General features: G+C 68.4%; 9 protein-coding genes and 2 rRNA genes (1 of these 11 running past the window's edge). 4 read left to right on the top strand and 7 right to left on the bottom strand.

The window, feature by feature from the left end; genetic code table 11:
- Positions 1 to 50: 50 nt before the first annotated feature.
- Positions 51 to 692: a polysaccharide biosynthesis/export family protein gene (locus IPL40_01775; GenBank protein MBK8479894.1), complete on the bottom strand. Its 642-nt coding sequence runs from the start codon at positions 690 to 692 to the stop codon at positions 51 to 53.
- A 189-nt stretch (positions 693 to 881) separates the two neighbouring features.
- Here IPL40_01775 and IPL40_01770 point away from each other — a divergent pair, with 189 nt between their 5' ends.
- A complete protein-coding gene (locus tag IPL40_01770) occupies positions 882 to 1937 on the top strand; it encodes a hypothetical protein (GenBank protein ID MBK8479893.1) in 1056 nt (351 codons plus the stop codon).
- Positions 1938 to 1946: 9 nt separating this feature from the next.
- On the opposite strand, the gene IPL40_01765 is transcribed toward IPL40_01770, so the two are convergent.
- The gene (locus IPL40_01765) at positions 1947 to 3089 is read right to left on the bottom strand and encodes a glycosyltransferase (protein ID MBK8479892.1); all 1143 of its coding nucleotides are present in this window, start codon (positions 3087 to 3089) and stop codon (positions 1947 to 1949) included.
- On the bottom strand, positions 3082 to 4275 hold the full coding sequence (locus IPL40_01760) for a glycosyltransferase family 4 protein (protein ID MBK8479891.1): 1194 nt from the start codon (positions 4273 to 4275) through the stop codon (positions 3082 to 3084). Before IPL40_01760 ends, IPL40_01765 begins: the two co-directional genes overlap by 8 nt.
- Before the next feature lie 144 nt (positions 4276 to 4419).
- On the opposite strand from IPL40_01760, the gene IPL40_01755 reads away from it, so the two are divergent.
- From IPL40_01755 to IPL40_01745, 3 genes are read left to right on the top strand one after another with little or no spacing between them, the layout of a single operon-like run.
- Positions 4420 to 5571, top strand: a complete 1152-nt coding sequence (locus IPL40_01755) for a glycosyltransferase (protein MBK8479890.1) — start codon at positions 4420 to 4422, stop codon at positions 5569 to 5571.
- Positions 5572 to 5578: 7 nt separating this feature from the next.
- Positions 5579 to 6820, top strand: a complete 1242-nt coding sequence (locus tag IPL40_01750) for a glycosyltransferase (protein MBK8479889.1) — start codon at positions 5579 to 5581, stop codon at positions 6818 to 6820.
- A 4-nt stretch (positions 6821 to 6824) separates the two neighbouring features.
- Positions 6825 to 7829, top strand: coding sequence for a glycosyltransferase (locus IPL40_01745; GenBank protein MBK8479888.1), 1005 nt, complete (start codon positions 6825 to 6827; stop codon positions 7827 to 7829).
- On the opposite strand, the gene IPL40_01740 is transcribed toward IPL40_01745, so the two are convergent.
- The 4 genes from IPL40_01740 to IPL40_01725 form a co-directional block, all read right to left on the bottom strand.
- Positions 7781 to 9559, bottom strand: a complete 1779-nt coding sequence (locus IPL40_01740) for a DUF1565 domain-containing protein (protein ID MBK8479887.1) — start codon at positions 9557 to 9559, stop codon at positions 7781 to 7783. The two genes, IPL40_01745 and IPL40_01740, sit on opposite strands and share 49 nt — an antisense overlap.
- 159 nt (positions 9560 to 9718) lie before the next feature.
- Positions 9719 to 10450 (bottom strand): acyltransferase, encoded by a 732-nt coding sequence (locus IPL40_01735; protein MBK8479886.1) that lies wholly within the window; start codon positions 10448 to 10450, stop codon positions 9719 to 9721.
- Positions 10451 to 10643: 193 nt separating this feature from the next.
- Positions 10644 to 10761: ribosomal RNA gene (rrf, locus tag IPL40_01730) — 5S ribosomal RNA — on the bottom strand.
- A 175-nt stretch (positions 10762 to 10936) separates the two neighbouring features.
- Positions 10937 to 12060 (bottom strand): 23S ribosomal RNA (locus tag IPL40_01725); it runs 1913 nt beyond the window's last position.

The following is a 12060-nucleotide window of genomic DNA, read 5'->3' as shown; positions in this document are numbered from 1 at the left end:
CGCGGGGTGCTCTGCTCGGCCGAGGCCGCCAGGCGGAGCGCAGGTCGCTGCTAGGGCACGTAGAGCGTGTCGCCGGGCAGGATCACCAGATCCTGCAAGGGGGCGCGGCCCGCGGCGATCGCCGGGTAATCGACGGGGACGCGGCGGACATGCCCATGGTCGTCGCGGCGCAAGATCAGCGTTTGCTCCGCCGCAGCGAAGCGCGTCGGCCCGCCCGCCATCGCGATCGCCTCCGACGCCGTGACGTAATGCCGGGCGGAGTACATGCCGACGCGACTCACCTTGCCCGCCACGGTAAAGCGATAGCTGTTGACGCGCATCAGCGCCACCGACACCACCGCACCGTCCTTGACGTAGGCCCGCAGGCGCTGGGCGATTTCCTGGCGCAGCGCGCGAGCCGTCAAGCCCGCCGCCGGCATGTCCCCGATCAGCGGCATCGTCACGGTGCCGTCGGGCCGCACAGTCGCGTCGCTGGAGAGCTCCGGATTGCGCCAGACAGTAATGCGCAGCTCGTCCGCCGGACCGAGCACGAACTCGCCTCGCCGAGGATCGGGCTCGCGCTGGTAGTTGTAGCGGCGCTGCGGCGTCGAACAGCCCAGACCAAGGCACACGCAGACAAGCGCCGCCCAGAAGGGCACTGGCCTGCCGCGCCTGGGGCGCTGCACCGTTTTCAGGATCGCTAGCTCGGTCACGTGATCTCCCCGTCCTGCGCCAGACCCGCGAGGCAAGCGCCGCCGCGGTCAGCCACAACGGAAAACACCTTGCCTTACCCTAGGATAGAGCCCCAGACTGACCGTGAAACGATGCCGGCGCCAACGGGCTTTGTCAAGCTGCGACCCGGGGCTGCGCGCTGCTGGACATCCGCCTCGGAGGCACGATCGATGAACGCGGCGAGCTGGCGCGACCAGGAACGCGGCCTCCGCGCCCTCGGCTTCGAGCTGCGGCGCCTGCGCCGCAGGGCGGTCCTGCGCCCCTGGACGATCGTGCTGCTCTCGATTGGCGCGACCGGCGGTGCCGTCGTCCGCCAGGCTCTCGAGCGCGGCCGCTACCAGGCGAGCCTGACCTACCGCGTCATCGAGCATACGCAGGGACCCGAGGGCGAAGCACGCCCGGTCACCAAGCGGCGCCTGCGCGACTACGTGAGCGACGGCATCTTCACCCGAGGCCGCTGCCGACAGGTCGTCGAGCAGTTCGGGCTCTTTCCGGAGCTGCAGCAGCTCAGCGTGCACCGCGCCGTCGACGCGCTGCGCGACGAGCTCGTCGTCGAGGTCTTTCAGAATTACTTCCTCAAGGAGGACCTCGACACCAGCGCCCCGCGCTCGGCCCGCCTCCGCATCACCTTCAGCTACTTCGATATTGGTCAGGCCGAAAAGGTCGTGCGCGCGCTCGGCACGATCATCGTCGCCCACGAGGCGCAGGCTCGCGCCGAGATTGCAGAGCAGCTCGACCGCACCTCGGCCCTGGCCGAGCGGCGCGCGGCGGCCAAGCTCGACGCCTTGCGCCACCAACGCGCGGCCGTCCAGTACGAGCTGACACAAGGCGACAGTGCAGGCAGCGGAGCGCGGCGCATCGCCCTGGCGCAGCTCGACCAGGCGATCGCCCGCGCGGACATGCGTCTCGAACGGCTGCGTGATGATTCTAGCGTCGGCGACCTGCGCACGCGCCTCGAGCGGCGCGGGATGCTGCTGCACTTCGATCTGGTCGACTGGAGTCGCAGCGCGGAGGACGAGCTGCCACGAAATGCCCGCCTGGCGCTGATCGGCGTCTTCTGCTTCCTCTTCTTGCTGCCGGTGGTCGGCCTGGCCGTGGCCGCCTTCGATGCTCGCGTCTACGGCGAGGAAGATATCCGCCGCCTGGGGCTCGAGCCGCTCGGTCACGTGCCGAGCTTCGCCGCCGATGAGCTCGGCACGCTCAGCGAGCGCCTCCCCGGGCGCTGACCCCAGCGCTCAGGCGCGATAGACCGCCGCGTAGGCCTCGGCCATCGCGGCGAGCGAGTACCGCGCCACGACGGTCGCGCGCCCGGCCGCGCCCATCCCTCGTGCAGCCTCGGGATCATCGACGAGCTGCGCCAGCGCGCGCCGCAGCCCGAGCTCATCACCGGCGCTGACGAGCAGCCCGGTCCGCCCGGCCTCCACCGCCGACGCCACGCCCCCCACGCGGGTCGCCACCACCGGAAGGCCAGTCGCCATGGCCTCGAGCAGCGCCAGCGGCAGCCCTTCCGTACGCGACGAGAGCGCGAAGATATCCCCCGCCGCCAACCAAAGCGCCACGTCGCGCCGCCATCCCACGAGCTGCAGCCGCCCCTCAGGCGAGAGCGCGGCGGCCAACGTCCGCAGCGGCTGCTCCAGCGCTCCCCCGCCGATCCACACCAAGCGCAAGCGGGCTCCGAGCAGCGGCGCCGCCGCGCGCAAGAGCAGCTCGGGATCCTTCTCGGGCTCGAGGCGGCCCACGGCCACAACCAGGCAGCCCTCGGCCGGGAGGCCGAGCTCACGCCGCGCGCTCGCGCGGTCCACCTTGGCCGGACCATAGCGCCGGGTGTCGATGCCATTGGGGACGACGAGCAGCTTCTCGGGCGCGACCTCGTGGCGGCGGCGGGCGGTGGCGGCCGTGCTTGCCGAGACCGCGACGAAGCGATGGAGCGCGTTCGCGGCCAGCCGCTGCAAGGCAAGCCGCCGCAAGCTCTCCACCGTATCGCCATGCTTGGTATGGATCACCCGCGCCCCCGCGCAGCGCGCCGCCGGCGCCGCGTAGATCAGCGACTGCGGGTCATGCGTGTGGACGACGTCCGGCCGCGCGCCGGCGAAGAAGGCGCCCAGCCGCAGCAGCAGGCGCGGATCGAAGCCCCGGCGCTTGTCGAACAGCTGGAGCTCGATCGCGCTCCGCTCGAACTCGCTCGCCAAGGGCCCGCCGGCGAACGCGACCACGCCGACGCGATGGCCGCTCGCCCGCTGGCAGCGGGCGAGGTCGAGCGCCACAGACTCACCGCCACCGAGCTCGAGCCACTGGAGCACATGAACGATGGACTGCGCCCCGGCCGACGTCGCGGAGCCGCCCAGCCCACCGCTCGCGGCGGGATCGCCTTCAAGCATCGGCGATCCCCAGCGCTGAACGGTAGACGCTCAGATGCCGCTCCGCCCAATGCGCGGCCGAGAAGGCCGCGATTGCTCGCCGCCACCCCGCCTGCCCCAGCCGGGCGCGCAGGTCCGCATCCCTCACCAGTCGCTCGAGCTGCGTCGTCAGGCCGGCAGCGTCACCGCCATCCACCAGCAGCGCCGTCTCGCCGTCCACCACCTGGTCGACGATCCCACCCACGCGCGTCGCCACCACCGGACGCGCGAAGGCCATCGCCTCCGCGATCGCCATCGGGGTCCCTTCATCGCGTGAGACCAGCGCCAGCACGTCGCTGCCGCCGTAGACCGCCTCCATCTCGTCGACTTGACCGCTGAAGGCCACCCGGCGATCGATCCCGAGGCGACGCGCCTCCGCGGCAAGCTCGTCACGCAGCGGGCCAGCCCCCACCACGAGCAGCGCCACCGGCGTCGCCCAATCGAGGCGCCCCTCGAGCGCAGCCAGCGCCCGTAGCAGCAAAGCGTGGTTCTTGACGGCCACCAAGCGACCGACGATCGCGATCCAGCAGGCGCGCTCGTCGAGACCAAAGCGGGCGGCCAGCGCTGCGCGCCAGGCCGCTCGGTTGCGGCTCAGCGTTTCCAGCGGCATCGGCCACTCGGGGCGCAGCCCGTTGGGCACGAGCAGCGTCTTGCCCTGGAGCAGGGGCCAGCGCCGGTAACTTCGTTCGAGCGGGCGGCTGCAAGCGAGCACCCTATCGGCGAACAACGCTCCGCCCGCGGTCAGGCTACCGACGAAGAGGCGCCCTACGGAGGGCGGGAGATCGACGCCGTGGAGCGTAAAGACGAGCGCCCGCGGCCGGTCGCGCTGCACCGAGCGCAAGAGGGGCATCAAGACCGCAGCCTTGTAGGAATGGCTGTGCACCACATCGATGCGATCGGCGGCGAGCGCCGCGGCGAGCTGGCGCAACAGGCGCCAGGACCACCGGCTTGCGGTCGTGAAGCAACGCACTTCGACGCCGAAGCCGCGCACCCGGGCCTCGAGCGCCGCACAAGCGGCGGCCCCCGCCCGCAGCTCCAAGATCAGGTAGATCAGCGATCGCCCGACGCGCCCGCGCAGCGCCCGCGCCAACGAGCACGCGACGGCCTCGGCCCCCGCGAACGAGGCGGAACAAAGCACCTGAGCCACGCTGAGGCTGCAATCGCTCACGCGGCCAGCATAGGCGCATTTCGCCAGCGAAGGTAGGCGACGGCCAGGCCCGCGCGAAGCTTCGCCGCTTGGGCCTCGATGCTTGGGGCTCGCCTTGTCGCCGCCGCCAGCCACAAGGCATACTCTTGCTGGCGGGAGGCCAGCGTGCGCAATCCACCGAAGAGCGTCTGCGTCCTCGCTCCCGTTCATCCCTACGATGACATCCGCGTCTTCCGCAAAGAGGCCAAGTCGCTGGCACGCGCTGGGTTTCGCGTGCAGCTCATCGCGCGCGCGGACGAGGCTCTCACCGAGGATGGCGTGGAGGTCCTGCCGCTCCAATACCGCCATCGCTGGCAGCGCTTTCCCCTGCAGCCATGGATCCTCTGGCGCGTGCTGCAAACGGGCGCGCCGATCGTCCACCTGCACAACCCCGACACGCTACCGATCGGCTTCGCGCTCAAGCTGCTGGGGCGGCGCGTCGTTTACGATACCCACGAGAACTACCGGCTGCTGCTCCTCGACAAGGAGTGGCTGCCGCGTCTTGCACGCCGCCCGCTGGCGCTCGCGGTGGACGCCTTGGAGCGGCTCGCGGCCCGCGTCTTCGATGACTTCATCGTGACGCAGGCAGCCCAGGTCGTGCATTTCGGACCACGCACCACGCTGATCGAGAATCCCCCGATCACGACGGGACCCTTGGTCGCGGAGGCGCGGCGGCTGGCGGAGGCTGCCACCAAGGAGGCGTTCCTGCGGGTCTGCTACGTCGGCTTGATCAAGGAGGACCGCGGCCTGTTTCAGATGGTCGAGGCGATGGAGCGCTTGAACCAGCGCCATGCCGCGCGCCTCTGGCTGATCGGCCGCGCGGCGAGCGACGATCTGATCCCGCGCGCCCGGGCCCTCGCTGGCTGGCGCTACGTCGACTACCTCGGCTTCTTGCCGAGCCAGGCCCAGGCCTACGCGCACATCCTCGCGGCCGACGCTTGTCTCGCGACCTTCCTTCCCTGGGGCGACAACGAGCGCGTCAACATCAACAAGTTCTTCGAGGCCGGGCTCTTCGCGAAACCTGTCGTCGCCAGCGACTTCCCGATCTGGCGCTCGTACGTCGAGGGCGTCGACTGCGCGCTCTTCGTCGATCCGCAGCGGCCCGAGGCCATCGCCGAGGCCTTGGCCTGGATCGCCGAGCATCCGGTCGAGGCCTGCAGTCTCGGCGTCAATGGCCAGCGCTTCGTCCAAGAGCGCTACAACTGGGAGCTGGAGTCAGGCAAGCTGCTGGCGATCTATCAGCGCCTGTGGCGGTCGCTCGGCGCTGAGGGCGTGTGACAGGCAGGTGTTTCCCGACCTCCCCTTCATCGTCTGCGGTCTGGTCTACTGGGCAGCGCTGCTGCTGGTCGGCTACACCTACGTTGGCTACCCCGCGCTCCTGCTCCTTTGGGCGCGACTGCGACCACGACCGCCACGCAGAGGTCCCTACCAGCCCTCGGTCTCGATCGTGCTCGCCGCCTATAACGAAGAGCGCCAGCTCGCCACCAAGCTCGAGAACCTGCTGGCCCTCGACTATCCGGTCGACAAGCGCGAGCTGATCGTGGTCAGCGACGGCTCGACTGACGCGACCGCCGCAATCGCCGCCGCTTACGCTGACCGCGGTGTGCTGCTGACCGCGCTCGCCGCACGGGAGGGAAAGCCGTCGGCGCTCAACCAGGGCGTCGCCCGCGCGCGGGGCGAGATCGTCGTCTTCTGCGATGTCCGCCAGCGCCTCGCCGCACCCGCGCTGCGTGCGCTCCTGTTGGCTTTTGCCGATCCGCGCGTCGGGGCGGTCAGCGGCGACCTCGCCCTGCCCAGCACGCAGGGCCCGGGGCTCTACTGGCGCTATGAACGCGCCTTGCGGCGCGCGGAAAGCGCAGTGGACTCGACGGTCGGCGCCACCGGGGCCTTCTACGGCATCCGCCGTGCGCTCTTTCGCCGACTGCCCGCGAGCTGCCTGCTCGATGATGTCTTCACGCCGCTGCAGATCGCCCTTCGCGGCTATCGCGTCGTGCTCGAGCCAGCGGCCCAGGTCAGCGATGACGAGGCGCCCCTGGCCGGGGAGTTCGCGCGCAAGGCGCGCACGCTCGCCGGAAACTACCAGTTGCTGTGGCAGCTCCCGGGGCTGCTCAACCCGCGACGCAATCGTCTGCTCTTTCAGTTGCTCTCCCACAAGCTCTTGCGCCTGGTCTGCCCCTTCGCCCTGCTGCTGCTCCTGCTCACCAACACGGCGATGCTCGGCTCGAGCGGCGGAGGTCGCGCATGGTATGCGCTGACGCTGCTCGCGCAGCTCGCGATCTACGCTCTGGCGACGTGGGCGCAGTGGCGCCGCTCCAGCGGCGGACGGCTCACCCGCCTCTGCCACACCTTTGTCGTGCTCAACGCCGCGGCCATCGCGGGACTCTGGCGCTTCTTGACGAGTCAGCTCGACTGGACCACACACCGCGGTGCGACAACGCCACCCATCGACGCCCCCATCGACGCCCCCATCGACGCCCCCATCGAGCCCCCTAACGAGCGCTCGGTCGAGACGGCGCCCCGGGGTTGATGCGATGCCAGCGCTTCGCCTACTGAGCAACACGAGCTGGTTCCACGGCAGGCTCGATCAGGGGCGGCCCATCGTCACGCAGTCGCTCTCGGACGGTCGACCCGGCGGGCTGCTCCGTGATCTCGCCGCCCTGCGACAGGCAGACGTGGTCGTCGTCAATGTCGCCCCGCGGCAGCTCCTGCTCGCCGCCGCCGCCAAGCGCAGCCTTCCGGGCGTAAACCCCTACCTCGTCGCCGTGGACCTGATCTTGCGACGCCCCCTCAACCTCAAGGCCCGGCTGCGCCATCCAGCGATTCGCAGCCTGCTCGCCGCGGTCGATCTCTTCATCTTCTACTTCAAGGAGACCGCCGAGCTCTGCGCGCTCTTCGGCATCCCGCCGGAGCGCGTCTGCTACGTGCCCTTCAAGGTCAACGACCTCGAGGCCCTGCGCCGCACAGCGACGGGCGATGAGGGCTACTTCCTCGCCTGCGGCCGATCGAACCGCGACTACGCGACGCTCTGCCAAGCGGTCGACGGCCTGCCCTTCCGCACGGTCATTCTGGCGCCCCTCGGTCCCACCGCGCTGCGCCACGGCACCACCTTCGCGCCCGATTCGGTGCGCCTTCCCGCGAACGTCGAGGCGATCCACGATGACGGGAGCTCGGCCTCATGGCTGCGCTGGATCGCCAACGCCCGGGCGGTCGTGCTGCCGATCGAGCGCGGCATGCTCTCGCCCTCGGGGATCGGCACCTACCTCGTGGCGATGGCGCTCGGGAAGTGTGTGGTGATCACCGAGAGCCCCGCGACCCGCGGCCTGCTCAACGCAAAGACGGCAGTGATCGTGCCACCAGTCGACCCGACAGCGCTGCGACGAGCGATCGTGCGGGTCGCGACCGACGACGCCTACCGCGAGGCGATCGCCGCCGCCGGTCAGCGCTATGCGCTGGCCCTCGGCGACGAACGGCGCCTGGCCGAGAGCATCTATCGTGAGGTGCTCGGGCGAGTGGGTTGCAGACCGCGGCGCTGCTGACGTCGTCCCGCCAGCGCCAAGCCTGCGACCGCGATCCACGCGCTATCGATCGTCGCGTCGTCGCCGGCCCCAGCACCAGCCGAGCCGCCGCCGGGGCCGATCGCGCAGCCTCGGCGCGACGCCCTCGGCTCGTCGGATCTGGGAGCTTCCCCGGCGTCGTGCGTCACACGGGCATCCTCACGGGCATCACCCCATAAACCGCCCGGCCCGCTGCCGCCGTCGCGCAGCGCCCCCACGGAGCCGTCGGCGTCGGCCGTTGAGCCGTCGTCGCTCAGGCTCGCCTGCTCGGTGTTGCCCATCGCGCCCAGATTGGCGCGCCCGCCGTTCGGCGCCGGCTCGCGCCCAAAGGGCGAGGCTGCCGCCGCGGCGTCGATGCACGCGCTCTGCTGCGCGTCCCGCACCCAGGCTCCGGCCTTGCCTGCTGCCTGCTGCCAGCGTCCGCGCTTCGATCGCAGATGGTAATCACCGCCAGCGGCGTCAGCGAAGGCGCAATCCGCGCTGGTATTGCCGCTACCCCTCTGCGGCGCAGAGCTCCGGGTGCTGCTGATCTCCAGCGTCGACGACGCGTCGACGAAGAAGTCCTTTCCCTGGCCGGCGAAGATCGAGTCGCGGACGACGACGCTAGAGCGATGCTCGACGTACAGGCCATCACCGAGCTTGAGGTTGCAGCGGTGGTCCGCGACCGTCACGTGGACGATCGTGACGCGCGATCCCTTCGACGCCTCGTCCAGGCCATCGACATAGATCGCCGCGCCACCGTCCGTCGGGCAACGGTTGCGATAGATCAGCTCGTTCTCGATCAGCGCCTCGGCCCCGTCGTCGATGAATTCGCCGCTGCCCGCGGATGGCGCGTAGTTCTCGCTGACGACGTTGCCGGCGAGATGCGCCGTCGTCCCCGCGGAATGAACGATCACCCCCCCACCCCAGCCGTAACCGGCGCTGCGCCCGACCTCATTCTTGAGGAAGTGGTTGCCGATGATCTCGAGGTTGGGGCCCGAGGCGATCAGCCCGCCACCGTGGTCGCCCAGACCCACGTTCTCGCGAATCACGTTGCCCCGCAGGGTCACGTTGCCACCATCGATCGAGACGCCGCCGCCCGTCTCGGCCGACTGATTGTTGCGAACAACGTTATCCGACACGACCGCGCGCGTATTCGTCAGATGGATGCCACCGCCGGCGGTTCTTGCCCCATTACGCTCGACGAGGTTGTCGCGCAGCGTCGGCGCGCCGCCGTCGACGTAGACGCCTCCCCCGTAGGAATACTCCCCCGAGGTCCAGCCGCGCCCGCCCGAGATCACGAACCCCTCGAGCACGCTCGCCCCCGCCTCGCTGAGCGTCACCGCCGCCCTCGCCGCACCCGACCCGTCGATGCGCGTGACGTTGACCTGGGCGTTGCGCGCCGAGAAGTCCCCGGCGCTCCCTGACTTGTAGCTGGCCGCGGTGCCGCCGGCGAAGCCGCCGAGCAGCAACACCACCTTCCCAGCGACCGCGACATTCTCCCTGTAGACGCCTGCAGCTACCCGAACCGTATCGCCAGTCGTCGCCGCAGCGACGGCCGCGCCAATCCGCCTGTAGGGCCGTGCCGCCGTGCCGGTCTCTTGGCCGGTGCCGTTGTCGTCATCGACGTAGAGCACGCGCGGCGCCGCCCGTTCCGCCGCCCGCGCCGCCGCCCCATGGCTCGCGAGCACCAGCACCAATGGCAATGACGCCCACCCGGATTGCCCTCGCATCATTCTCCGCCTTGGGGGCGGTCTGCCCCGCGCCTCGGGCCCTTGACCGAACCCCGCCCCGGAAGCCCCGGCCGTCCCGCCTCCGGGGACGCCCCAGCGATCGCGCCCTCTGAGCATGGCGCGCGACCGCGACCGGCGCTAGTGCTGGAACCGGGACACCTAGGGGGAGTCGCCCGCTGACGGCGCCGGCTGCAGACGCCTGACCACCCGCGCCGGGTTTCCCATCACGACACTATCGGGCGGAATACTCGTCCTCACCACGCTGCCAGCGCCGATCACCGATCGTGCGCCAATGCGCACCCCCTTGAGGATCTGACAGCCGTGTCCAATCTGAACGTTGTCCTCGATCACCACCTCGGCGACGTCTTCATCGCCGGCACCGACCTCCCAGATCGGGCGTCCGGGGTTGTACTGCGCGTGCCCCTCGGTATCCGAGATATGCGAATGGCCGCCGATACTCACGTAGCGCCCGATCTCGATCCGCCGCGCCAGGGCGAAGCTCACAATGTGCCCCAAATAGACGCCGTCGTGGATCTTGAGCAGCGGCGCTCCGGTCGGCGCCGCAAGTATATCGACCTGCCCCCCGAAGCGGATCCGACTACCGAGCTCAATCCGGCAGGGCCCGCTGAGGTAGGGCATCCGCTCCACGGCGATGTCGCTGCCGTAGGCCGCACACTGGCTGAGAAACATCGGCGTCGCCAAAAGCGAACGCCGTGCCCACTCGTGCAGCTCGCGACCGAGGAACCCAGCGTGGTACAGGCCGTTGTAGGCGATGCGCAGCGGCCCCGCCGGCGTCAGGGCGCGATAGATTAGGCCCTTCGCAACAGGCCGCAGCAGCGCCTTCAGCCAGCCCGCTCCAACCCGCGTCGACTCTTCCGACCCCGTGCTCATCGTACGTTCTGCTCCGGCAGTCTAGGCTTCACGCGCCGGCCCGCCTCGTCGCGTCACGCAAACCACCCCAGTGAGCAAGGTCAACGATGCCGTCCGTCTCCCACGCCTGTCAAGCCCTCGGAATCGCGACGACCTCGGACGATAGACCAAAAAAAAGACCCCGATCCACTTCTGGATCGGGGTCCCGATTAATCTCCGGCAGCGACCTACTCTCCCACACAGTCGCCCGTGCAGTACCATCGGCGCTGGAGGGCTTAACTACCGAGTTCGAGATGGAAATCGGGTGTGACCCCTCCGCTAAAGCCACCGGAAAACCTGAAGCCCAAGCACTCCTATCGGTCACTCTCCCCCAGTCTCGCGACGCCCAGCGCGGGCGCCCCTATCGACTGCGACATGTGACCCTTCGAACAGGCACGAATCGAGTAATGGGCACGGGTCTGACCTCCATCCCGTAGCCAACGTGTCGTTGCCTACGATGAAGAGATAATGGTCAAGCCTCACGGCCGATTAGTACTGGTTAGCTCCATGCATTACTGCACTTCCACACCCAGCCTATCAAACTGGTGGTCTTCCAGTGGCCTTTAGCGACCCGAAGGTCAAGGGATTGCTTATCTTGGAGTGGGCTTCCCGCTTAGATGCTTTCAGCGGTTATCCCTTCCCGACATAGCTACCCGGCAATGCTCTTGGCAGAACAACCGGAACACTAGAGGTCGGTCCATCCCGGTCCTCTCGTACTAAGGACAGATCTCCTCAACAATCCTGCGCCCACGGCAGATAGGGACCGAACTGTCTTGCGACGTTCTGAACCCAGCTCGCGTACCGCTTTAATTGGCGAACAGCCAAACCCTTGGGACCTACTTCAGCCCCAGGATGCGATGAGCCGACATCGAGGTGCCAAACCTCGCCGTCGATGTGAACTCTTGGGCGAGATCAGCCTGTTATCCCCGGAGTACCTTTTATCCGTTGAGCGATGGCCCTTCCATACGGAACCACCGGATCACTATGACCTGGTTTCCCACCTGCTCGACTAGTAAGTCTCGCAGTCAAGCCCTCTTATGCCATTGCACTCTGCGCCTGGTTTCCAATCAGGCTGAGAGGACCTTCGCGCACCTCCGTTACTGTTTCGGAGGTGACCGCCCCAGTCAAACTACCCACCAGGCATTGTTCCCGACCCGGATAACGGGCCTGGGTTAGATGTCCAGATCAATCAGGGTGGTATTTCAACGTTGGCTCCACCGAAACTAGCGTCCCGGTCTCAAAGCCTCCCACCTATCCTACACAGATTAACCCGAAAATCAGTGCCAAGTTGTAGTAAAGGTTCACGGGGTCTTTCCGTCCTGCCGCGGGTAGAGGGCATCTTCACCCCCATGTCAATTTCGCTGAGTCTCTGGCTGAGACAGCGGGGAAGTCGTTACGCCATTCGTGCAGGTCGGAACTTACCCGACAAGGAATTTCGCTACCTTAGGACCGTTATAGTTACGGCCGCCGTTTACTGGGGCTTCGGTTCGCAGCTTCGTTCCCGAAGGAACTAACAGCTCCCCTTAACCTTCCAGCACCGGGCAGGCGTCAGACCCTATACATCGCCTTGCGGCTTAGCAGAGTCCTGTGTT

The sequence above is a fragment of the Pseudomonadota bacterium genome (assembly GCA_016711215.1).
In the GTDB taxonomy this organism is placed as follows: Bacteria; Myxococcota_A; Polyangia.
The sequence above is the reverse complement of the archived record's forward strand: the minus strand, read 5'-3'. Positions and strand labels throughout refer to the sequence as shown.

Bases quoted from the DNA above. Each gene is read 5' to 3' on its own strand.
- IPL40_01770 (MBK8479893.1), top strand. From the start codon at position 882: ATGAACGCGGCGAGCTGGCGCGACCAGGAACGCGGCCTCCGCGCCCTC.
- IPL40_01735 (MBK8479886.1), bottom strand. From the start codon at position 10,450: ATGAGCACGGGGTCGGAAGAGTCGACGCGGGTTGGAGCGGGCTGGCTG.
- IPL40_01740 (MBK8479887.1), bottom strand. From the start codon at position 9,559: ATGCGAGGGCAATCCGGGTGGGCGTCATTGCCATTGGTGCTGGTGCTC.
- IPL40_01765 (MBK8479892.1), bottom strand. From the start codon at position 3,089: ATGCTTGAAGGCGATCCCGCCGCGAGCGGTGGGCTGGGCGGCTCCGCG.
- IPL40_01745 (MBK8479888.1), top strand. From the start codon at position 6,825: ATGCCAGCGCTTCGCCTACTGAGCAACACGAGCTGGTTCCACGGCAGG.